This is a genomic window from Pseudomonas sp. C32, assembly GCF_030417915.1.
Taxonomy (GTDB): Bacteria; Pseudomonadota; Gammaproteobacteria; order Pseudomonadales; family Pseudomonadaceae; genus Aquipseudomonas.
Genome location: NZ_JAUHUK010000010.1, coordinates 182,188 through 204,890 on the forward strand (window position 1 = coordinate 182,188; position 22,703 = coordinate 204,890).

The 22,703-nt window shown below is 58.4% G+C and carries 21 protein-coding genes; 9 read left to right on the forward strand and 12 right to left on the reverse strand.

Annotated elements, in window-relative coordinates; genetic code table 11:
* Positions 1–28: 28 nt before the first annotated feature.
* Positions 29–250, reverse strand: a complete 222-nt coding sequence (locus QYH43_RS13880) for an FmdB family zinc ribbon protein (RefSeq protein ID WP_007977333.1) — start codon at positions 248–250, stop codon at positions 29–31.
* A gap of 136 nt (positions 251–386) precedes the next feature.
* Positions 387–713 (reverse strand): ribbon-helix-helix domain-containing protein, encoded by a 327-nt coding sequence (locus QYH43_RS13885; protein WP_095061312.1) that lies wholly within the window; start codon positions 711–713, stop codon positions 387–389.
* A gap of 530 nt (positions 714–1,243) precedes the next feature.
* Here QYH43_RS13885 and QYH43_RS13890 point away from each other — a divergent pair.
* Entirely contained in the window at positions 1,244–1,846 is a 603-nt protein-coding gene (locus QYH43_RS13890; protein WP_301157226.1) for a cold-shock protein, read from the forward strand.
* A 76-nt stretch (positions 1,847–1,922) separates the two neighbouring features.
* On the opposite strand, the gene QYH43_RS13895 is transcribed toward QYH43_RS13890, so the two are convergent.
* Complete coding sequence (locus QYH43_RS13895) at positions 1,923–2,129, reverse strand: SlyX family protein (protein ID WP_095188019.1); 207 nt, start codon at positions 2,127–2,129, stop codon at positions 1,923–1,925.
* A 3-nt stretch (positions 2,130–2,132) separates the two neighbouring features.
* Positions 2,133–2,558, reverse strand: a complete 426-nt coding sequence (locus QYH43_RS13900) for an HIT domain-containing protein (RefSeq protein WP_301157227.1) — start codon at positions 2,556–2,558, stop codon at positions 2,133–2,135.
* A 901-nt stretch (positions 2,559–3,459) separates the two neighbouring features.
* Here QYH43_RS13900 and QYH43_RS13905 point away from each other — a divergent pair.
* The gene (locus QYH43_RS13905) at positions 3,460–4,818 is read left to right on the forward strand and encodes an OprD family porin (protein WP_095061304.1); all 1,359 of its coding nucleotides are present in this window, start codon (positions 3,460–3,462) and stop codon (positions 4,816–4,818) included.
* 129 nt (positions 4,819–4,947) lie between these two features.
* Here the strand turns inward: QYH43_RS13905 and QYH43_RS13910 are convergent, their stop codons facing one another.
* Positions 4,948–5,790, reverse strand: a complete 843-nt coding sequence (locus QYH43_RS13910; protein ID WP_095057129.1) for a mechanosensitive ion channel family protein — start codon at positions 5,788–5,790, stop codon at positions 4,948–4,950.
* Positions 5,791–5,925: 135 nt separating this feature from the next.
* Positions 5,926–6,411, reverse strand: a complete 486-nt coding sequence (locus tag QYH43_RS13915) for a YajQ family cyclic di-GMP-binding protein (protein WP_095057128.1) — start codon at positions 6,409–6,411, stop codon at positions 5,926–5,928.
* 135 nt (positions 6,412–6,546) lie between these two features.
* Between QYH43_RS13915 and QYH43_RS13920 the strand changes: the two genes are divergently transcribed.
* Genes QYH43_RS13920 through QYH43_RS13930 form a run of 3 tightly spaced genes read left to right on the forward strand, consistent with a single transcriptional unit; the run spans position 6,547 to position 10,130 of the window.
* Entirely contained in the window at positions 6,547–7,464 is a 918-nt protein-coding gene (locus tag QYH43_RS13920) for a putative 2-dehydropantoate 2-reductase (protein ID WP_095057127.1), read from the forward strand.
* 45 nt (positions 7,465–7,509) lie between these two features.
* Positions 7,510–9,546 carry an ATP-binding protein gene (locus QYH43_RS13925; RefSeq protein WP_095057138.1) on the forward strand — a complete coding sequence of 679 codons (2,037 nt, stop codon included), beginning with the start codon at positions 7,510–7,512 and terminating at the stop codon, positions 9,544–9,546.
* A 2-nt stretch (positions 9,547–9,548) separates the two neighbouring features.
* Positions 9,549–10,130, forward strand: a complete 582-nt coding sequence (locus QYH43_RS13930; protein ID WP_095057126.1) for a cob(I)yrinic acid a,c-diamide adenosyltransferase — start codon at positions 9,549–9,551, stop codon at positions 10,128–10,130.
* Between the two features lie 118 nt (positions 10,131–10,248).
* Here the strand turns inward: QYH43_RS13930 and QYH43_RS13935 are convergent, their stop codons facing one another.
* The 4 genes from QYH43_RS13935 to secA form a co-directional block, all read right to left on the reverse strand.
* The gene (locus QYH43_RS13935) at positions 10,249–11,193 is read right to left on the reverse strand and encodes a Nudix family hydrolase (protein ID WP_301157228.1); all 945 of its coding nucleotides are present in this window, start codon (positions 11,191–11,193) and stop codon (positions 10,249–10,251) included.
* A complete protein-coding gene (locus tag QYH43_RS13940; protein ID WP_301157229.1) occupies positions 11,190–11,822 on the reverse strand; it encodes a glutathione S-transferase family protein in 633 nt (210 codons plus the stop codon). The genes QYH43_RS13935 and QYH43_RS13940 overlap by 4 nt, the downstream gene beginning before the upstream one ends.
* Positions 11,823–11,967: 145 nt before the next feature.
* A complete protein-coding gene (argJ, locus tag QYH43_RS13945; RefSeq protein ID WP_095057123.1) occupies positions 11,968–13,185 on the reverse strand; it encodes a bifunctional glutamate N-acetyltransferase/amino-acid acetyltransferase ArgJ in 1,218 nt (405 codons plus the stop codon).
* Positions 13,186–13,306: 121 nt separating this feature from the next.
* Positions 13,307–16,042, reverse strand: coding sequence for a preprotein translocase subunit SecA (gene secA, locus QYH43_RS13950; protein WP_095057122.1), 2,736 nt, complete (start codon positions 16,040–16,042; stop codon positions 13,307–13,309).
* Positions 16,043–16,349: 307 nt separating this feature from the next.
* Here secA and QYH43_RS13955 point away from each other — a divergent pair, with 307 nt between their 5' ends.
* Positions 16,350–16,805, forward strand: coding sequence for a DUF721 domain-containing protein (locus QYH43_RS13955; RefSeq protein WP_095057121.1), 456 nt, complete (start codon positions 16,350–16,352; stop codon positions 16,803–16,805).
* A gap of 80 nt (positions 16,806–16,885) precedes the next feature.
* Here QYH43_RS13955 and QYH43_RS13960 read toward each other — a convergent pair whose 3' ends face one another.
* On the reverse strand, positions 16,886–18,364 hold the full coding sequence (locus QYH43_RS13960) for a helicase HerA-like domain-containing protein (RefSeq protein WP_095057137.1): 1,479 nt from the start codon (positions 18,362–18,364) through the stop codon (positions 16,886–16,888).
* A 188-nt stretch (positions 18,365–18,552) separates the two neighbouring features.
* Here QYH43_RS13960 and QYH43_RS13965 point away from each other — a divergent pair, with 188 nt between their 5' ends.
* From QYH43_RS13965 to QYH43_RS13975, 3 genes are all read left to right on the forward strand, one after another.
* Entirely contained in the window at positions 18,553–20,442 is a 1,890-nt protein-coding gene (locus QYH43_RS13965; protein WP_301157230.1) for a methyl-accepting chemotaxis protein, read from the forward strand.
* 151 nt (positions 20,443–20,593) lie between these two features.
* Complete coding sequence (locus QYH43_RS13970; protein WP_301157231.1) at positions 20,594–21,715, forward strand: glycosyltransferase family 1 protein; 1,122 nt, start codon at positions 20,594–20,596, stop codon at positions 21,713–21,715.
* Complete coding sequence (locus QYH43_RS13975; protein WP_095057118.1) at positions 21,708–22,475, forward strand: DUF2334 domain-containing protein; 768 nt, start codon at positions 21,708–21,710, stop codon at positions 22,473–22,475. The genes QYH43_RS13970 and QYH43_RS13975 overlap by 8 nt, the downstream gene beginning before the upstream one ends.
* Before the next feature lie 15 nt (positions 22,476–22,490).
* On the opposite strand, the gene QYH43_RS13980 is transcribed toward QYH43_RS13975, so the two are convergent.
* Positions 22,491–22,667 (reverse strand): hypothetical protein, encoded by a 177-nt coding sequence (locus QYH43_RS13980; protein WP_177408777.1) that lies wholly within the window; start codon positions 22,665–22,667, stop codon positions 22,491–22,493.
* Between the last annotated feature and the right edge of the window lie 36 nt (positions 22,668–22,703).

Consider the following 22,703-nt stretch of genomic DNA (forward strand, 5'->3'; position numbering starts at 1 on the left):
GCGTGTCGTTCAACTCGGGTTCCAGACCTTAGTCAGCTTTGTCGCCGCCGGCCAGGTTCTTCTTGGAACCGGTCTTGAAATCGGTTTCGTACCAACCGGTGCCGCTGAGGCGGAAGCCCGGCATGGACAGCATCTTTTTAAGCTCTGGCGCCTGGCAGGCAGGGCAGTCGACCAGCGGTGCATCGCTGATCTTTTGAATGGCTTCCAACTGATGACCACAGGAAGCACATTGATAATCGTACATCGGCATGGGGGTTGTCTCGGCGATCAGATTGCTACCGCACACGCTGGGTTTTGCGGCAAAGAGCGGGATTATATCCATTAAATGCGGCCTGTGCAGCCGTAAGACTGCACAGACCGACACTCTGCCTGTTTAACGGCGATAGCTAGGACATCACCACTTCCTTGAGGCTGTGTACAACACAGACGACCCGCACCAATCCACTGAAATTCTTCACCCCGCCATGACGCAAATGAACTTCGCGATCCACGTGGGACAACAAGGTGCTGACCGTGCAGCAATTGATCCTGGCCATTTCCGCCAAAATATCCCAATAGACCTGCTCCAGCCGCAAACAGGTCGCGAAACCATTCAAGCGCACGGAACGGGACAAGGGCCGGGCCAGCCCCATATCGAACTCACGGACGAACGGATCAATCATTATTTCCCTGCGCGCACCGTCCCTTCCCTGTTCCAGCCTGTCATAAACCATATCGCTGACACTCCTTTGTCATCCCTGGCGTCTACCAGAACCACTGTTCTGTCGGCTTATAAAAACGCAGGTACAAAGGTATATCCAGATGACTTTATGACCCTGATCGTAGGATAAGCCAACAACTGCGGGCAGATCATGGACAGCGTCCTACGACAGCAGTTTTCCCACACAACTTGATACCGATGCCCTCATGAAAAGCGCCTAAAGGTGTAGGAACTCTCGGCACGAACAACCCGCGACGGCGTTATTCGCGCACATAACGGCCAGCACTCCAGTAAAGAGCCGCGCATATGCAGAACAAGCATCGGGAGCCGGGATGTTGATACCCCCGACGAACCGCCGGACGCCCTGATTTGAGTAGCCTGCGGCTTTACTGTTAAATAGGCAGCGTGTCGTCAGTACCTATTTTTCCGGGTACGGCGCATAGGCTGATACCGAGTACGTGCCCAACGCCTCTTATTTGTCCCGAAGCGAACCGTGCGCCATCAGCTCTTCCTTGTGTGCTGTCTTAACGTGAGTTAATCAAAATGTTGAAAATCGTCCACCTGTTGATAGGTGCAGCGGCTTTGCTGCTGTCCTTCATCCCTAGCCTGCAATCCGAAGCCCTACCTTACCTGCAACAACCTGACGCGCTTTATCTGGCCTTTTTCGGCCTGCTCAACCTCACACTTGCTCCTGTCATTCCTTACTGGAACAAAGGCCCGCGTCACCAACTGCAAAACCTGGTCAGCGCCCTGCTGGTTCTTGCCGTAGTCCTGCAGACACTGACGCTGATCGCACCGATGCCTGTCATCGCCGGTCAACCTGCCGTCCTGTTCAGCCTGGTAGCGGCGCTGGTTGCCGTAGCGTTGCACCTGGCCATCAGCTTTTACAAATCGTCACCCGCCACGGCTTCGCCAAGCTACGACATGACCAACCGCGATACCGGCACCGTCAAGTGGTTCAATACGTCCAAAGGTTTCGGCTTTATCTCCCGAGATTCCGGTGACGATATCTTCGTGCACTTCCGGGCCATTCGTGGCGAAGGTCACCGCGTCCTGGTCGAAGGCCAGCGCGTAGAGTTCTCCGTCATGAATCGTGACAAAGGCCTGCAAGCCGAAGACGTGATCGCCGCATTGCCGCGACGCTGATTCAAGGCCGTAAAAAAACCGCGAGCAGCCTGGCTGTTCGCGGTTTTTTTATGGCCTGCTCCGTACAACTGACTGATCAGTAGTGCGGCGGCGGGGCTTCTTCTTCGAAAGATTCGAACTGACCGACCATTTCCTCCTGCCTCTTGAGCAGCGCAGCCATTTGCAGCTGCAGGCGCTCAACCACCCGTTGCTGCGCCACCAGCACATCATTCAATGCCTGAATGGTGTCATCCTGAAACGCCAAACGGCTTTCCAGATCAGTCACGCGATCTTCAAGGCTCATGGCTCAGTCCTCCAAAAACGTAAAACCATCGGTCAGTACCAGGCGCAGACGTTCGCGAACGGCAGAGATTTGTTCCAGGCTGTAAGGCTTGGCCGGGTGCTTGCCCCAGACGGGGGCCGGCCATGCGGCGTCGTCCCGCTTACGCACGATCACGTGCATATGCAACTGACTGACAACATTCCCCAATGCCGCGACATTCAACTTGTCTGCATCAAAGGAATCCTTGAGGGTTTCCGCCAGCGCAGTGGTTTCCTGAAACAACTGCAGTTGATCGGCGACATCCAACTGAAATATCTCACTGATAGCCTCACGACGAGGTACCAGGATAAACCAGGGATAATTCGAATCGTTGGACAACAGTAACCGGCAGAGCGGGAAATCCCCGATCGGCAACGTGTCTTGTTGAAGGCGTGGATCTAATACGAACACTGTGAGCACTCTCGCCGGGGCATCATTTTCAGCTTAGCGCCCATCCCGAAGGATCGTGCACCAAACGACCGGAAGGCAGCATACCTGTGAATGTCGTGCGCTTCACGACGAACCGGTCCGGTGATGAGCAAAAGGACCTGTCACGCCCCGCCATGAATCGTTTTTCGGCTGAGCGCACCATCGCAGCACCGCCATCGGGAGCAAAAATACCGAAATGACTGATTAGCAAAGAGATATTCGCGTCAGTCCATGATTCCCCTGCCAGTGTTGAATACGCCCAGTAAAATTTTTTGCACCAAAAACGCACACTGAGTCTACGCTGAACGCTTCGACATCCGCCTTTTACTCACAGGCGGGGTGAACCGGTAACATTTTTGGTGGCCACGTCGGCGGTTGCAACTGAGAAACATGATGTGAGCCACGCAGTCAAGCCCAAACAAAACGTGCTTGAACCCTCCTGTTTTATGAGGTTTTCACACGTTCGGACAGCGTTTCAGAAAAAAAACGCAGCACATGAGCAGTTTGTGCACGCTTGTTGCATTCACACCCACATTGCCTGATAGGCCTCCGCTGGAAGTAGAGGCCCGAAGGCAGAAAAAAATAGTGGCAAGGTAGCCCAAAGGAGATTCAAACGTTTCACCAGGGACTCTTTTTACCGACGCTCAGGCATAAAGAAACCGCACAGACGTGGTCAATCCTGTTGCGTTGGAGTTGTAAATTTGCGACATCTACCAAGCTGTTTGCGACAGGGTCGTAAAGAACACGAAAGGTTAGATACGCAAGTATCGCCAACATTGTCGGCGTGATATAAGTTTGCGCCGACACAAAAAGAAAGAGCCGCCCAGATAATAAATCAGGTGGGACGGCAGTACTCTTCTAAAAACCAAAGGAGCAAATCACGATGCGCGTGATGAAGTGGAGCATGATCGCACTGGCCGTTGCAGCAGCCGCCAGTACCCAGTTGGCTACGGCCGCACCTTTCGTTAGTGACCAGGCTGAAGCCAAAGGTATTGTTGAAGACAGCACGCTGAACTTGCTGGTTCGCAACTACTACTTCAACCGTGACAACAAAGATGGCGGCAACGACCAGAAAGACTGGACTCAAGGTATTTGGGGCAACTTCAGCTCTGGCTACACCCAGGGTCTGATCGGCGTCGGCGTTGATGCATACGGTTACCTGGCAATCAAGCTGGACGGTGGCGACGGCACCGGCGGCACCGGCAACATGAGCCGTAGCGATACCCCTAATGCCAGCGGCCATCGCGAAGTTAACGACAGCCAGGGTAAAGCCGGCGGCGCCGTTAAATTCCGCGTTTCCAAAACCGAGCTGAAAGTCGGCGACATGCAGCCAAGCACTTCGCCAGTGTTCGCTGTTGGCGGTTCCCGTATCCTGCCGCAAACTGCCACTGGTATCCAATTGCAGAGCAGCGAGATCAAAGATCTTGACCTCGAAGCCGGCCACTTCTACTCGGGTTCCAGCCAGGACAAAAACGCCCAAGACGGCGGCCTGTATGCAACCTACGCGAACTTTAGCGATGGTGAAGAAGCCAACAAGATCGACTACTTCGGTGGCAAATACGGTTTCACTGACAACCTGAGCGCCTCGCTTTACGGTGCCAAGCTGGAAGACATCTGGAACCAGTACTACGCCAACCTGAACTACACCCTTCCACTGACTGACAGTCAGTCGATCAACTTCGACGGTAACATCTACAACACTCAGGATACCGGCGACGCTAAAGTCGGCGAAATCAGCAACACCACCTTCTCGCTGGCCGCAGCTTACTCGTTCCTGAAAGCTCACACCGTTACCCTGGCCTTCCAGAAGGTCAACGGTGATACGCCGTTCGACTACATCGGCGTCGGCAAGAACAACCGTGGTGGCGACTCGATTTTCCTCGCTAACTCCATTCAGTACTCCGACTTCAACGCACCTAACGAAAAATCGGCTCAAGTTCGTTATGACCTGAAAATGGCTGAATACGGCGTTCCTGGTCTGAGCTTCATGACCCGTTACGTAAAAGGTTGGGACATCGACGGCACCAACACTCCAGCAGGCAGCGCCTACGCTGGTATGTACGGTGAAGACGGCAAGCACAACGAAACCAACTTTGAAGCCAAGTACGTTGTACAGAACGGCCCGGCTAAAGACCTGTCCTTCCGTATTCGTCAGGCATGGCACTTCGCTAACTCCGACCAAGGTGAAGGCGACATCAAAGAGTTCCGCCTGATCGTTGACTACCCGCTGTCGGTTTTGTAATCGCATCCAGTTAGTTTGCGGTAACAAATAAAAAGGCCCATCTTCGGATGGGCCTTTTTTGTTGTGCGCTAGAAGCTGGTTGACCAATACAGACCTGACCAAAGAGTCAGACCTGCATTAAACGGCTACTCACTGCACCGCAGATTCCTGAACCACACGAATTACCCGCTGTGGAAATGGAATATCAATGCCCGCCTCTCTGAGACGGTCACGGGACAATTCATTGAACATGAACAGTACATCCCAGTAATCAGCCGTCTTGACCCAAACACGCAGGGAAACAGTGATCGAACTGTCGCCCAGGGTAGAAATGACTGCCTGAGGCTCCGGATCGGCCAGTACGCGTGGATCCTTGGCCAGTTCGAGCAATACTTGACGGGCCTTTTGCAGATCCGCTTCGTAATCAACGCCCACATCGAAGACAACCTTGCGGGTTGGCTGACGGTTGGTGTTGGTGATGATGCCGTTCGACAAGTTGCCGTTAGGCACAATGATGGTTTTGTTGTCACCAGTGCGCAGCACGGTGTGGAAAATCTGAATGCTGTCGACGGTGCCGGCAACACCCTGGGCTTCGATCCAGTCACCGATACGGAACGGACGGAACAACAGAATCAGCACGCCACCGGCGAAGTTCGCCAGGCTGCCCTGCAAAGCCAGACCAATGGCCAGACCCGCTGCACCGATCGCCGCAACGAACGAGGTGGTTTCCACACCGATCATCGAGGCCACGCTGACAATCAGCAAAACCTTGAGAATGATGTTCGCCAGGCTGCTGATGAACCCTTGCAGCGCCAGATCGGCATTACGCAGCGCCAACAGGCCGCCGAGTTTTTGCGTGACCTTGTTGATCAACCACCAGCCGACGGCCAGGGTAAGCACCGCCAACAGTACGCGACTGCCGTACTCCATGATCATCGGGATCCAGGCTTGGGAAGCCTTGACCAGATTGTCTACCTCAGCATTTAAGTCCATCTGCTTTCTCCTGTTTTGCGGCTATCCGGCACGCGAAAAATTGCGGCAGAAAGACCGAGCCGCCACGGGCTCGATCATTTCTGCCGCTGCTGGGCCTCGGACGCCGAAAACGTCAAGAGGTTCCCGTTTTAAAGATCAGTCGCGGAAGTTGTTGAACTGCAGCGGCATGCCGAATTCCTTGGCCCGCAGCGCTGCAATAGCGTCCTGCAAGTCGTCACGCTTCTTGCCGGTAATGCGCACCTGCTCGCCCTGAATGGCGGCCTGGACCTTGAGCTTGGCGTCCTTGACGTGAGCAACAATCTTCTTCGCCAGCTCTTTGTCGATACCTTCCTTGAGCACGGCGTCCTGCTTCATCAATTTACCCGACGCATACGCATCCTTGACCTCAAGGCACTGCACATCGATCTTGCGCTTGACCAGCGCCAGCTTGAGGATCTCGATCATCGCTTCAAGCTGGAAATCCGCTTCAGCGGTCAGGTTGACGGTCAGGTCCTTTTCCTTGAACTCGAAGCTGCCTTTGCCTTTCAGGTCATAGCGACGATCGAGTTCCTTGACGGCGTTCTCGACCGCGTTGGTGAGTTCGTGTTTGTCCAGTTCGGATACCACGTCGAACGACGGCATGTAATCTCTCCAAAATAAAAGGCGCGCCGAGGAAGCACGCGTGGCTTGCGGTTAAAATCCGCGCTGATTATAACGGGTCTTTCCCATCATTCACTGCGAGCCTCCGATGCGCGCTTCAAACAGAGCAAAAAGTTGATGTCCACCACTTGGCATGTTCTGGGCGCCGGCAGCCTCGGCACCTTATGGGCGACACGTCTGGCACGGGCCGGTGCGCCGGTCAGGCTGATTCTGCGTGACGCTGCGCGATTGCAGGCCTACGAGGCCGCTGGCGGACTGACGCTGGTGGAGCATGGCGTTGCACAATGCTATGCAGTCGCCGCCGAAACACCCGACAGCAGCGAGCCGATCCACCGTCTGTTGGTGGCCTGCAAAGCTTACGACGCCCAAGCGGCGGTAGCGCGCCTGGCGCCGCGCCTGGCGCCCGGAGCCGAGTTGATCCTGCTGCAAAACGGTTTGGGCAGCCAGGACGCCGTCGCCACGCAGGTTCCACAGGCGCGCTGCATTTATGCATCCAGTACCGAGGGTGCCTTTCGCGACGGCGACTGGCGGGTGGTGTTTGCGGGCCATGGCTTCACCTGGCTCGGGGATGCCAGCCACCCGGTCGCGCCCATCTGGCTGGAAGACCTGGACGCCGCCGGCATCCCCCATGAGTGGAGCACGGAGATTCTGACGAGGCTGTGGAGAAAACTCGCGCTCAACTGCGCGATCAATCCGCTGACGGTGCTGCACGATTGCCGCAATGGCGGCTTGCAGAACCATCACTGCGAAGTCGCCACACTGTGCGGCGAACTGACGGAGCTGCTTGAGCGTTGCGGCCAGCCGGCAGCCGCCGAGAACCTGCAGCAGGAAGTCGAACGAGTGATTCACGCAACCGCTGCCAATTTCTCCTCGATGCACCAGGACGTTGCGAGCCTGCGACGCACTGAAATCAGTTACCTGTTGGGTTACGCCTGCAAAGTCGCGGAGCGTCATCAGCTGAATCTGCCTCACTTGACTCAGCTGCAACAACGGCTGATCACCCATCTGCACAGCCTTGGATTGCCCAGCGACTGAGCAGCGGCTACGCTGGCCACTTGTTCCTTTTCAGCGATGAACCTGATGCCATTGCGCCAGCGTCTTGAAAACCTGCCTGTCGGCCAGAAACTCCTGGCCGCTCTGCTGGTGCTGTTGACCACCGTCCTGCTGGTGGCCAACCTGACTTTTATCAGCGCCGCGTATTACATCTCTCAGGAAAGCATGGCGCCTCAGGCCTTGCAGACGATCGGCCGCCTGATTTCCAACCCGAGCCTGGTGTCCGAGGCGCTGGAGTCGAAGCAGAGTGCCGAGCGCCTGCTCAATGAACTCAATGCCTATGCCCCGCTGCGCGCGGCCGCCCTCTATGACGGCAAGGGCGAACAGCTCGCGCAATTGCAGCATGGCGAAGTACTGGAGCTGCCGAAACGCTACCGGCACATCGAAGCCTGGCAGGCCACCGAATTTCGCAGCAATCAAATCATCACCCTGTCCCGCCCCGGCACCGCGCCCGGGCATTTGTTGCTGGTCGCCAGCAGCGAACTGCCCGTCGCCTTCTACACCGGGACCCTGACCGCCAGCCTCGGCATCCTGATCTTCAGCGTGCTGCTGTGGCTGGTGATCGCCCGCCAGATCAAGCGCCTGATCACCCGGCCGATCCATCAGCTCGAAGAACTGTCCCGGCAAGTGACCCGTGAAGAGAACTACGCCCTGCGCGCCTCCCGCGGTAACCACGACGAAATCGGCAGCCTCGCCGAAGCTTTCAACACCATGCTTTCGCGTATCGAAGCCCGGGAGCAGCAACTTAAACGGGCGCGGGACGACTCACAGGCGGCCTACGACCAGGCCCAGGGCTTGGCCGAAGAAACCCGGCATACCAACCGCAAGCTGGAACTCGAAGTCCAGGTGCGCAGCAAGATCGAAAAGAAGCTCACCGGTTTCCAGAATTACCTCAACAGCATCATCGACTCCATGCCGTCGGCATTGATTGCACTCGACGAACAGCTTTATGTGACGCAGTGGAATCAGGAAGCCAGCGCCCTGTCCGGCACGCGGCTGGACGAAGCCTTGAACCAGCCGATCTTCCTGGCCTTCGAACCGCTCAAGCCGTTTTTGCCGCAGCTCAAGCAAACCGTTGAGCAACACACCGTGGCCAAGATCGAACGGGTCACCTGGCTCAAAGACGAGGAGCCCCGGCACTATGCCTTGACGTTCTATCCGCTCATGGGCGGCGCGGGGCGTGGCGTGGTGATCCGGATCGATGACATCACCCAGCGCCTGTCCCTGGAAGAAATGATGGTGCAGTCGGAGAAAATGCTCTCGGTCGGTGGCCTCGCCGCGGGCATGGCCCATGAGATCAACAACCCGCTGGGAGCGATCCTGCACAACGTGCAAAACATTCGTCGACGCCTGTCAGCCGAACTGCCGAAGAACATCGAAGTGGCCGAGCAAGCCGGCATCGAACTGTCGACGGTCAACCAGTACCTGCAAATCCGCGAAGTGCCGCAGTTGCTCGACGGTATTCAGCAGGCCGGTGCCAGGGCGGCGAAAATCGTTACCCACATGCTCAGTTTCAGCCGGCGCAGCACCCGGCAAATGGCCCCGTGCGATTTGCCGGCGCTGATTGATCAGGCGGTGGAAATTGCCGGCAACGATTTTGACCTGGCCATCGGCTTCGACTTCAAGGGTCAGGCGATCATCCGTCAGTTCGACCCGGCGCTGGGTCCGGTTCCCGGCACGGCCAACGAACTCGAGCAAGTTCTGCTCAACCTGCTGAAAAACGCCGCGCAAGCCATTCACCAGCGCGAAGACGACCACGAGCCGGGGCGCATTATTCTGCGCACCAAGCTCAATCCGCCGTGGGCGGAAATCCAGGTCGAGGACAACGGCATCGGCATGAGCGAAAGCGTGCGCAAACGCACTTTCGAGCCATTCTTCACCACCAAGGAAATCGGTCAGGGCACCGGCCTTGGCCTGTCGGTGTCGTATTTCATCATCACCAACAACCACAAGGGTCAGATGGAAGTGCAATCGACCCCTGGCCAAGGCACTTGTTTCACCTTGCGCCTGCCGCTGGCAAGCACCCCGCTTGTTTCTCAAGAACTCAATCAGCTATCGAGGTAACCATGGGCTTTCGCCTGTCGAAGATTTACACCCGCACCGGCGACAAAGGTGAAACCGGTTTGGGCGACGGCCGCCGTGTGCCCAAGGATCACCCACGGATCGAGGCGATTGGCGAGGTCGACACACTCAACAGTCAGGTCGGCGTGCTGCTGGCCGGATTGGCGGCAGAAACAGGCACATGTCCAGGTTTGCACGAAGTGATAGAGGTGTTGGCACCTTGTCAGCACCGATTGTTCGATCTGGGTGGCGAGCTGGCGATGCCGGTTTATCAAGCGCTGAACGCAGCGGAAATCGAGCGTCTGGAAGCGGCGATCGATGTATGGAACGAAGAGCTGGGGCCGCTTGAGAATTTCATCTTGCCGGGAGGCTCGGCGCTGATTGCCCAAGCCCATGTCTGCCGCAGCCTTGCCCGCAGTGCCGAGCGAAGATGCCAGCAATTGAATGCGATCGAGCCGTTGGCCGGGGTTGGCCTGGCGTACATCAATCGGCTGTCGGATTTGTTGTTTGTCGTGGCGCGGCTGATTGCCAAGCGCCAAGGGATTGCCGAGATTCTTTGGCAGCCTGCGCAGAAGCCTGGGGTCTAGTCGGCGTTTGTAAGGCCCTCATCGCTAGCAGGCTAGCTCCCACCGTGGATTTGTTGGTGCAAACAAAACCTGTGGGAGCTAGCCTGCTAGCGATGAGGCCATCTGCATCACTGGAAAATCAAGTCTCAGGCCAAAACGCCCGAATCCCCGCCACACCTTGGGCTCCCGCCGCCCAGGCTTTTTGCAACTCTGCCGGACCCACGCCACCGAGCAGGAACACCGGTTTGCTGAATCCATCGATCAGGCTCGACGCCTGCTCCCAGCCCAACGGCTGCGCATCAGGGTGAGTCAGGGTTGGCTGCACGGGCGACAAGGTGACGAAATCCACGCCCATCTGTTCAGCCAGCGCCAGCTCTTCAGCGTTATGGCAGGATGCCGCCAACCAGCGCGAAGCTGGCACTGGTCGACCGGCCGCTGCGTATTTGCGCAATTGAGCCGAGGTAATGTGCCAGCCAGCTGACGGGAAATCGCCCAGCCACTCAAACGGTCCCTTGATCATCAGCTGTGCCTTACCGGCGCACAGGCCCACGGCATCCACCGCCAAATCGCGATACTGCGGATCGTAACCGTTCGGCGCCCGCAACTGGATCAGCTTGATGCCGCCGGCAATGGCTTTCTGAATACCGCGCAGCAGGGCCGGGGTTTCCAGGTCTTCCGGGGTAATCAGGTACTGCGAAGACAACCGGGCAGCCGCCACAATCGGCTGATTGGCCGCCGGGAACTCATAACTCGACAGATCACGCGCAGACACCCAGGCCAGCGGTTGACCTTCGGCGCCGTGGGGCTCACCGGTGAACGCCGACACTTCCCAGACATCCAGCAACACCTGTTTGTCCGGATAGTCATGACAGACCTTGATCAACGGGCGAGCCGCGCCGACCACAATCCCCAGCTCTTCATGGAGCTCACGGGCGAGCGCGGCTTCAACCGACTCGTCGGCCTCGACCTTGCCACCGGGAAACTCCCACAGGCCGCCCTGGTGCTGGGAATCGGCACGTCGGGCAATCAGGATATTGCCGCTGCCATCACGGATGACGGCGGCGGCGACATGGACTCGTTTCACCTTTGCAACTCCTCCAGTCCAGCCTTCTGCCAGGCCTTGAAGGCGGGCCATTGGTAGAGGGTTTCGACGTAGGCTTGATCAATCGGGGACAGTTTCACCTGGTAGGTGCGCAGGCGCACGGCAATCGGGGCGAAAAACGCGTCAGCCAGACTGATACGGCCAAACAGGTAGGGCCCTGTCTCGCTTGACGCGGCACGGCATTCAGCCCACAACGCAGAGATGCGCTCGATGTCCGCCTGCACATCAGCCGGAAGCGGCGAGAGCGGCGCATCGTGGCTCAGGTTGAACGGCATGTTGCCGCGCATGGCAAAGAAACCGGCATGCATTTGCGCGCACGCCGAACGCGCCTGGGCACGGGCGCCGGTGTCTTTTGGCCACAGGCCGGAATCCGGAAATTGTTCTGCCAGGTACTCAGCAATGGCCAGGGAATCGGCGACGGTGCCGTGTTCGGTTTTCAGCAGCGGGACTTTACCGGTCGGCGAATGCTTGAGCAGACGCTCGCGGGTGTCCGGCTGGTTCAGCTTGATCAGTTCTTCGGTGTAGGCAGCACCGGTCAAATCCAGAGCCAGGGCGCCGCGCAGGGACCAGGAAGAAAGCAGTTTGTCGCCGATGATCAGGTGCAGGCTCATGTTCGGGACCTTTAGATTTAGGGACAAGCCAGTTTAGTGGCTGACCGGTAAACCGTCATCGCGAGCAGGCTCGCTCCTACAGTGGTTCGGGTGTACACAAATCCAATGTGGGAGCTAGCCTGCTAGCGATGGGATCGACGCGATCTTAAGTACGGTACTCGGCGTTGATCTTCACGTATTCGTGGGACAGGTCCGTAGTCCAGATGGTTTCGCTGCAATCGCCGCGGCCCAGCTCGATACGGATGGTGATCTCTTCCCGCTGCATGACCGCCGAGCCCTGGGCTTCGGTATAGGTCGCAGCACGCGCACCACGGCTGGCGATGCACACTTCACCGAGGAATACGTCGATCTTGCTCACGTCCAGGTTCGGTACACCGGCACGGCCGACAGCCGCCAGGATACGGCCCCAGTTTGGGTCGGACGCGAACAACGCAGTCTTGATCAGCGGCGAGTGGGCCACGGTGTAACCGACGTCCAGGCATTCCTGGTGATTGCCGCCGCCGTTGACTTCGACAGTCACGAACTTGGTCGCGCCTTCGCCGTCACGCACGATGGCCTGAGCCACGTCCATGCACACTTCAAACACTGCTTGCTTGAGTTTGGCGAACAGCTCGCCTTCGGCACGGGTGATTTCCGGCAGTGCAGCCTGACCGGTGGCGATCAGCATGCAGCAGTCGTTGGTCGAGGTGTCGCCATCGATGGTGATGCGGTTGAACGACTTGTTGGCGCCGTCCAGCATCAGGTTTTGCAGCACGTCGCGAGCGACTTTGGCGTCGGTGGCGATGTAGCCGAGCATGGTCGCCATGTTCGGACGGATCATGCCCGCGCCTTTGCTGATGCCGGTGACGGTGATGGTCACGCCGTCATGCTGGAACTGGCGGCTGGCGCCCTTCGGCAAAGTGTCGGTGGTCATGATGCCGGTGGCCGCCGCTTCCCAGTTATTGACCGACAGGTCATCGAGGGCCGCTTGCAGTGCGCCTTCGATTTTTTCGACCGGCAGTGGCTCGCCGATCACACCGGTGGAGTACGGCAGCACCAGGCTGGCATCGACGCCGGTCAACTCGGCCAGTTTCGCGCAAGTGCGCTCGGCCGCGGCCAGGCCTGGCTCGCCGGTGCCGGCGTTGGCATTGCCGGTGTTGGTCAGCAGGTAGCGCACCGGGCCTTGCACACGCTGCTTGGCCAGGATCACCGGCGCGGCGCAAAAGGCGTTCAGGGTGAAGACGCCAGCCACCGTGGAGCCTTCGGCGCAGCGCATGACCACGACATCCTTGCGCCCCGGGCGCTTGATGCCGGCCGAAGCGATACCGAGTTCAAATCCGGCAACCGGGTGCAACGTTGGCAAAGGACCAAGACCAACAGCCATGAATGCGCTCCTAACTAAATGATGTCAGCACCGTTTCAGGATGAACGGTGATTTGAATGGCAAAACGCCGCGACGGCAGAAGCCGGTCGCGGCGCGGGTATTTCAGCGGTTGAAACGGGTTTTACTGGATCTGCCCGTGGCAATGCTTGAACTTCTTGCCCGAACCGCAGTAGCACAGCTCGTTGCGACCCAGCTTGTGTTCAGCGCGAACCGGAGCGGCGGCCAGGGCCACATCGATCTCTTCGCCCAACACTTCCGGTTGCTCCAGACCTGGGGCTTCTTCATGCAGGAACTGCATGCGGGCCGCCAAAGCTTCGGCTTCCTCGCGCAGGCGCTGTTCTTCTTCGATCGGATCTTCGCGGCGAACCTGAACGTGGGACAGCACACGGATCGAGTCGCGCTTGATCGAATCCAGCAGCTCGGAGAACAGCGTGAACGACTCGCGCTTGTATTCCTGCTTCGGGTTCTTCTGGGCGTAGCCACGCAAGTGGATACCGTGGCGCAGGTGATCCATGGTCGACAGGTGGTCTTTCCACAGGTCGTCCAGCACACGCAGAACGATTTGCTTCTCGAAGGAGCGCAGCGCTTCGGCACCCGCCTGGTCTTCTTTCTCGTTGTACGCTGCAATCAGTTCCTGCATCAGTTTTTCGCGCAGGGTTTCTTCGTACAGGTGATCGTCTTCGTCGAGCCATTGCTGGATCGGCAGCGAAACGCCGAAGTCGCTCTGCAACGCGGCTTCCAGACCGACCACATCCCACTGCTCAGGCAGCGATTGCGGAGGAATGTGCGCGCTGACGGTGGCGTTGAGCACGTCCTGACGGAAGTCGGCGATGGTTTCACCGATGTTGTCGGCGGCCAGCAACGTGTTACGCATGTGATAGATCACTTTACGCTGTTCGTTGTTGACGTCGTCAAACTCGAGCAGTTGCTTACGAATGTCGAAGTTGCGACCTTCAACCTTGCGCTGAGCCTTTTCGATGGCGTTGGTCACCATGCGGTGCTCGATCGCTTCGCCAGGCTGCATGCCCAGGGCTTTCATGAAGTTCTTCACCCGGTCAGAGGCAAAGATGCGCATCAGGCTGTCTTCCAGGGACAGGTAGAAGCGGCTGGAACCGGCGTCGCCCTGACGACCGGCACGACCACGCAGCTGGTTGTCGATACGGCGTGATTCGTGACGCTCGGAGGCAATCACCTGCAAACCACCCGATTCGAGCACTTGCTGGTGACGCTTCTGCCAGTCGGCCTTGATCTGGGCAATCTGCTCAGGGGTCGGATCTTCCAGCGAAGCGACTTCCACTTCCCAGTTACCGCCCAACAGGATGTCGGTACCACGACCGGCCATGTTGGTGGCGATGGTCAGTGCGCCTGGGCGACCGGCCTGGGCGATGATTTCGGCTTCTTTTTCGTGGAACTTGGCGTTCAGAACCTTGTGTTCGATGCCTTCCTTCACGAGCAGGCTGGACATGTGCTCGGAGGTTTCGATGGTCGCAGTACCCACCAGCACCGGACGGCCAGCGGCCATGCTTTCCTTGATGTCCGCCACGATTGCCGCGTATTTCTCGTCGGCGGTCAGGAATACCAGGTCGTTGTAGTCCTTACGGGCCAACGGCTTGTTCGGCGGGATGACCATGACCTGCAGGCCATAGATCTGGTGGAACTCGAACGCTTCGGTGTCGGCCGTACCGGTCATGCCGGACAGTTTGTTGTACAGACGGAAGTAGTTCTGGAACGTGGTTGAAGCCAGGGTCTGGCTCTCGGCCTGGATGTTCAGGTTTTCCTTGGCTTCGATGGCCTGGTGCAGGCCCTCGGACAAACGACGGCCCGGCATGGTACGACCGGTGTGTTCGTCGACCAGGACAACCTGACCGTCCTGCACGATGTATTCGACGTTGCGATGGAACAGCTTGTGCGCACGCAGACCGGCGTAGACGTGAGTCAGCAGGCTCAGGTTGTGCGCCGAGTACAGGCTCTCGCCTTCAGCCAGCAGGCCGATGCGGGTCAATGTTTCTTCGACGAACTGGTGACCGGCTTCGTTGAGCTCGACCTGACGGGTCTTCTCGTCAACGGTGTAGTGGCCGGCTTTGGTGACTTCGCCTTCGACTTCCTCGACGTGCAGTTCCAGCTGCGGGATCAGTTTGTTGATCTCGATGTACAGCTTGGAGCTGTCCTCGGCCTGACCGGAGATGATCAGCGGAGTACGGGCTTCGTCGATGAGGATGGAGTCGACTTCGTCGATCACGGCAAAATTGAGTTCGCGCTGGAATTTTTCTTCCATGCTGAACGCCATGTTGTCGCGCAGGTAATCGAAACCGAATTCGTTGTTGGTGCCGTAGGTGATGTCGGAGGCGTAGGCGGCGCGTTTCTCTTCCGGCGGCTGGAACGGCGTGACCACGCCGACCGTCAGGCCGAGGAATTCGTACAACGGACGCATCCAGTTGGCGTCACGACGGGCCAGGTAGTCGTTCACCGTCACTACGTGCACGCCCTTGCCGGACAGCGCGTTGAGGTAAACGCCCAGTGTTGCCACCAGGGTCTTGCCTTCACCGGTACGCATTTCCGCGATCATGCCTTCATGCAAGGTCATGCCGCCGATCAGCTGGACGTCGAAGTGACGCATGCCCATGACACGCTTACCGGCTTCACGGGCAACCGCAAAGGCTTCTGGCAGCAGTTTGTCGAGGGTTTCCCCTTTGGCGATGCGGGCCTTGAACTCGTCTGTCTTGGCACGCAATTGATCGTCCGAAAGGGCCACCATTTGCTCTTCGAAGGCATTGACGAGTTGCACCGTCTTGAGCATGCGTTTGACTTCACGCTCGTTCTTGCTTCCAAAAAGTTTCTTTAACAAAGGCGCAAACATATCGGCAGGATCTTCCACACTAAAGGGATGGAGGGCGGCCCCGTGAGTCGCCCGTGCAGCCCTCATGGCCGCATGCGAACGAGCATTCTACCCGGAAACGGTGGTGAGGAAAGTGGCGTTATTCCACGATGCTGGCACTGCGCTTTGACGGGGCTCACTTAAAATAAGGGCGTTTTGCTTAATTTCAACCCGTTCAAGGAACAAGTTAGTCGTTGATTTAATGGGTAAAGCGTACACAAAAGCAATGGGCGAGTTCATCCGGCGCTTTCTGCTACCATGACGTCTCTGTTACCTCAGGTGTCTGATCATGGCATTTCGCCCACTTACGGCCAAAGTACCTGCCGTTCTACTACGCGAAGCCAAACCGCTGAAAGCCATTCTTGGCCACGCTCAGCGCCTGGGCCATCTCCAGCGTCTGCTCGAAAGCCAATTGCAACCCGCCGCTCGCGAGCATTGCCATGTGGCTTCGTGGCGCGAAGGCAGTTTGTTGCTGATTGTCACCGATGGGCATTGGGCGACTCGCTTGCGCTACCAGCAAAAACGCCTGCAACGGCAATTGCAGATGTTCGATGAGTTCGCCAATCTGACCCGGATTCTGTTCAAAGTTCAGCCGCCGACCGTTCAACAAGGTGCGACCGGGCATACCATGGATTTGTCCAACGACGCGGCAGCGACCATTCAGGCCACGGCCGATGGCATCAGCGATCCGAATTTGCGGGCGGCGCTGGAGCGATTGGCGGCGCACGCCAAATCCAAAGATTAAAGACAAGATCAAAAAATCGCAGCCTTCGGCAGCTCCTGCATTGGGATTGCGAGTACCCCGAAGGCTGCGATCTTTTGCGTTCAGCGGCGTTTTTTGCTGCCCAGCAACGAGCCCATCAAACCCCGCACCAACTGTCGGCCAATCTGGTTCGCGGCCTGTTGCATCGCCGATTTCAACGCCTTCCCTGCCGCCGTGCCGAGAAACTCTCCGGCCTGTTCGGTGAAACTCGGTTCCTGCTTGCCCTGCTCCGCTTCGGGCTCAGGTGCCAGTCCCTTGCGTCCCACCAGCACTTCGTAGGCTGATTCGCGATCGATCGGTTTGTCATAACGCCCTTTGAACGGTGAGCCGGCGATCAACATCGTGCGCTCGGTTTCGGTCAATGGCCCGATCCGCGATTGCGGTGGCGCCACCAGCACCCGCTGGACCATTTCCGGCGTACCTTTCTCTTGAAGCGTGCCGACCAGCGCCTCGCCGATGCCCAGCTCGGTCAGCACCGACAAGGTATCGAACGCCGGGTTCGGCCGGAAACCCTCGGCGACCGCCCGCAGGGATTTCTGCTCCTTGGCGGTGAAGGCGCGCAAACCGTGTTGCACACGCAAGCCCAGCTGCGCCAGCACGTCGTCCGGCAAATCCCCCGGAGACTGAGTGACGAAGTACACGCCCACGCCTTTCGAACGAATCAGTCGTACAACCTGCTCCAGGCGATCGCGCAATGCCTGCGGAGTGCCGTTGAACAACAAGTGCGCTTCGTCGAAAAACAGCGCCAGCAGCGGTTTGTCGGCATCGCCGCGCTCGGGCAGTTGTTCGAACAGTTCGGCCAACAGCCACAACAGGAATGTCGCGTAGACCTTCGGCGCTTCATGCACCAGGCGGCTGGCATCGAGCAAGTGAATGCGCCCGCGCCCATCAGCGCCCGGTTGCAGAATGTCCTCCAGTTGCAGCGCCGGTTCACCGAACAACGCTTCGGCGCCCTGTTGCTCAAGGGTGGCCAGCCGGCGTAACAGCGCCTGACTGGAGCCCGTGGTCATCAGTGCCGCGTCATCCCCCAGCAGTGCCGGGTTGTCCTTGAGGTGGTTAAGCAACGCCTTCAGATCTTTCAGATCCAGCAGCAACAGGCCTTCGCGGTCCGCCACCTTGAACGCGGCATACAGCGCAGACTGCTGACTGTCGGTCAGCTCCAGCAGACTTCCCAAGAGCAACGGCCCCATTTCACTCAAGGTAGTGCGCAATGGATGACCGGACTGACCATGAATGTCCCACAAGGTCACCGGATACGCCTGAGGCTTGTGGTTCAGCCAGGGCATCCCGGCAATCCGCTCGGCGATCTTGCCCTGGGGGTTGCCGGCGGCGCCCAAACCGCACAGGTCACCCTTGATGTCGGCGGCGAACACGGCCACACCGGCATCGCTGAAGGCTTCGGCCATGCGCTGCAAGGTCACGGTTTTACCGGTACCGGTTGCGCCCGCGATCAATCCGTGGCGGTTTGCCAGTCGAAAGGCCTGGGCGATCGGTTGCCCCGTGAGATCGGCGCCGATTACGAGTTGCAATGAGTCAGGCATTTGGTCACCCATGGTTAATCTTTAGTCCTACACGGCCGATAGAGATTACGACAAAGCAATCAGACACGATCTGATCGGAAATTTCCCAAAGGAGAGGCGGAAATATCAGTTGCTTTCAACTTTGCCCACAGTGCGTCCCTTTATAAAAGCACGCGTTGGACATTAAGACCTTAGCGGAAACCCAAGCCATGAATAAAAATCTGCGTTTCAGCCATAAAATCCTGCTTGCCGCCGCGCTCGTTGTTATTGCCGCTTTCGCCTCGTTCACGCTGTACAACGACTATTTGCAGCGCAACGCGATTCGCGAAGACCTGGACAACTACCTCAACGAAATGGGCGACGTCACCGCCAACAATATTCAGACCTGGCTGGCCGGTCGTATTTTGCTGATCGAAAACCTTTCGCAAAATATTGCCATCAATCCGGAACAATCCAACGTCGCCAACCTGCTTGAGCAGAAAGCCCTGACGTCGACTTTCATGGCGTCCTACCTGGGCGACGCCACCGGGCACTTCACTATTCGTCCTGATGCAAAGATGCCTGACGGTTTCGACCCGCGCGTTCGTCCCTGGTACAAAGGTGCCGAAAACAGCAGCACGCCAACCCTGACCGAACCGTACATCGATGCAGCGACCGGCCAGTTGATCATCTCCATGGCCGCTGCCTCGAAGAAGTCCGGACAAAGCGTTGGTGTGGTGGGTGGCGACCTGAGCCTGCAAACGCTGATCGACACCCTCAGCGCCCGCGACTTCGATGGCATGGGTTACGCATTTCTGATCAGCGCCGATGGCAAGATCCTGGTTCACCCGGACAAAACCCTGGTGATGAAGTCCCTGAGCGAGGCGTTTCCAAAAGACACTCCGCGTATCGGCAGCGGCTTCAGTGAAGTCGATGTCGACGGCAAGACCCGCATCGTCTCCTTCACCCCGATCAAGGGCCTGCCTTCGGTCAACTGGTACATCGGTCTGTCGGTCGACAAGGAAAAAGCCTTCTCGATGCTCAGCGAATTCCGCACCTCAGCGGTGGTTGCGACGGTGATTGCCGTGGCGATCATCATCGCTCTGCTGAGCATGTTGATCCGCATCCTGATCCAGCCGCTGCACGTCATGACCCGCGCCATGGCCGACATCGCCGACGGCGAAGGCGACCTGACCAAGCGCCTGACCATTCAGAACAACGACGAATTCGGCACCCTCGGCACTGCGTTCAACCGTTTCGTGGAACGTATTCACGGCTCGATCCGCGAAGTGTCTTCCGCTACCGGCCAGGTCAACGAAGTGGCGTTGCGTGTGGTCGCCGCTTCCAATTCCTCGATGTTCAATTCTGACCAGCAAGCTTCGCGCACCAGCAGCGTGGCCGCCGCCATCAACCAGCTCGGCGCCGCCGCCCAGGAAATCGCCCGCAACGCCGCGCAGGCCTCGACCCAGGCCAGCGACGCCCGCAGCCTCGCCGAAGACGGCCAGCAAGTGGTCGATCGCAGCATTGCCGCGATGAATCAACTGTCGAGCATGCTCAGCGCGTCGAGCAGCAACATCGAATCGCTGAACAGCAAAACCGTGAATATCGGGCAGATTCTCGAGGTCATCACCAGCATTTCCCAGCAAACCAACCTGTTGGCGCTCAACGCCGCGATTGAAGCCGCGCGCGCCGGTGAAGCCGGGCGTGGTTTTGCCGTCGTGGCTGACGAAGTTCGCAATCTGGCGCACCGCACCCAGGAATCGGCGCAACAGGTGCAAACCATGATCGAGGAGCTGCAAGTCGGGGCCCGGGAATCGGTCAGCACCATGAGCGACAGTCAGCGCCACAGCCAGGACAGTGTGGAAATCGCCAATCTGGCGGGTGAGCGCCTCAACAGCGTGACACTGCGTATCGGTGAAATCGACGGCATGAACCAGTCGGTGGCCACCGCGACCGAGGAACAGACCGCCGTGGTGGAGTCGATCAACGTCGACATCACCGAGATCAATACCCTGAACCAGGAAGGCGTGGAAAACCTGCAATCGACGTTGCGTGCGTGTTCGGATCTTGAACAGCAGGCAGCGCGCCTGAAGCAATTGGTAGGTAGTTTCCGTATCTAGCGTCTGATCTGGCCCCATCGCGAGCAAGCTCGCTCCTACAGGGATCTCCATCGCACAGGAGATCTACTGTAGGAGCGCCCCCCTCCCGCCAACTCCCAACCGAACAACTATCCTTCATAAAGGTCAACCAAGGGAGTACAGGACCGGAGGGATGTTCATCGTGCATATCGCTGACATAACCATGTTCTACGCCCCTGCCAGCGGTGGCGTTCGCACTTATCTGGATGCCAAGCATCGTCGCCTGGGCGTCAAGCCGGGTATTCGCCACAGTTTGCTGATCCCCGGATCCTCCTTCAGCGAACACGACGGCATCTTCAAGGTTCCTGCTCCCGCCCTGCCCTTCGGCAAGGGTTATCGATTCCCTCTTCGTCTCGCACCTTGGCGCAATGTCCTACAGGATTTACAGCCCGATCTGATCGAAGTCGGCGACCCCTACCTCACGGCCTGGGCGGCGCTGGATGCCCGGCGTCAACTCGATGTACCCGTCATCGGTTTCTATCATTCCGACCTGCCGCTGCTGGTCAGCAACCGCATGGGCAACTGGGTGACCAACAATGTCGAGGCTTATGTCAGCAAACTCTACGGCAACTTCGACCGGGTCCTGGCGCCGAGCCGGGTCATGGCCGACAAACTGACCGGTCTGGGGGTCAGGAATGTTTTTGTACAGCCTCTGGGCGTCGATCTGCAGACGTTCAATCCGGGTGCCAGAGATCCTGGGTTGCGGGCTGCATTGGGGATCGATGAAAACACCCATCTGCTGATTTTTGCCGGTCGTGGCTCCAAGGAAAAGAATCTGCCGGTGCTGCTCGACTGCATGAAACGCCTGGGCCGGCGCTTTCACCTGCTGTTGGTCGGCTCGTCGATGCCCGGCGCAGTGCCGCCCAACGTCACCGTGATCGATCAGTTCTGCTGCGCCGCGCAAGTCGCCCGCCTGATGGCCAGTGCCGATGCGTTGCTGCACGCCGGTGACCAGGAAACCTTCGGTCTGGTGATCCTCGAAGCGATGGCGTGCGGTATTCCGGTAGTGGCGGTAGCGGCCGGTGCCTTTGAGGAGCTTGTTACCGAGGAAGGTGGCTTGCTGTGCGCGCCGAACAATCCCCTGGCGATGGCCAACGCCGTTCGGGAGCTGTTCAATTCGGACAGCGTCGCGCTGGGCAGACTGGCGCGAAAACACGTCGAACGGTTTTACGCCTGGGATTCGGTGGTCAACAGCCTGTTGGGGCACTACCACGCCGTGCTCGGTGCTCAATGGCCGCAGACGGCCAATGGTTGAGTCCATGAGCGGCTCAGGTTTGCTATTGGTGTTGCATGACGTCGCCCCGCCAACCTGGGCGGACTATCAACCCTTCGTCGAAGCCGTCGATGCGTTGGGTGGTGTGCCAATGACCTGGCTGGTGGTGCCGAACTTTCACAAGCACAACGATCTCGACGCCCACCCGGACTTTCGCCGTTTTCTCAGTGCCAGGGTCGCCTGCGGGGATGAATTGGTACTGCACGGTTACTTCCATTGCGATGACGGGCCGAGGGCAAGCACTCCCCGGGACTGGTTCATGCGCCGGATCTATACCCACGAAGGCGAGTTTTATCAGCTGTCCCGCGAAGCCGCCCTCGCCCGCCTGCACTCGGGCATCGACTTGTTCCGCCGCAATGACTGGCCGTTGCAGGGTTTCGTCGCCCCGGCCTGGCTGATGAGCGATGGCACCCGGCAGGCCTTGCGCCAATTGCCCTTGAGCTACACCAGTGGTCCGCAGCATCTTTACCGCCTGCCGGACTTCACCGCCATCGATGCCCCAGGACTGGTCTGGAGCGCCCGAAGTGCCTGGCGGCGCGGCGTTTCCAAACTCGTCAGCGACCTGTGCGAACAACGCTGGCGACAGGCCCCGGTGATTCGCCTTGGCGTGCACCCGGTGGACATGCGCCATGACTTCTCGCGGCGTTACTGGCTGAACACCCTTGAACGCCTGCTTGGGCAGGGGCGCTTGCCGATGACCAAGAGCCATTGGTTGACGCTGCAACTCGACCGCATCGGTTGAAAACGTTGATGAGTCTCAGGCAGGCTTGGATTTATCGGCGTTAGGCTTGTACAGCTCTTCCCACAACTGCGCGGCGTCAGGAAAGTCCGTTCCGGTTTCAGGGCCCATGTCATCCGGGTCATAGCGACTCAAACAGCCCTCACCCAAGGTGGCAGGTGCCTGTGAAGTGGCTTTATCCAGTGGATCGGCCATGGTCAAGTCCTCAGTGCAGAAACGGCGAAGGGCCTG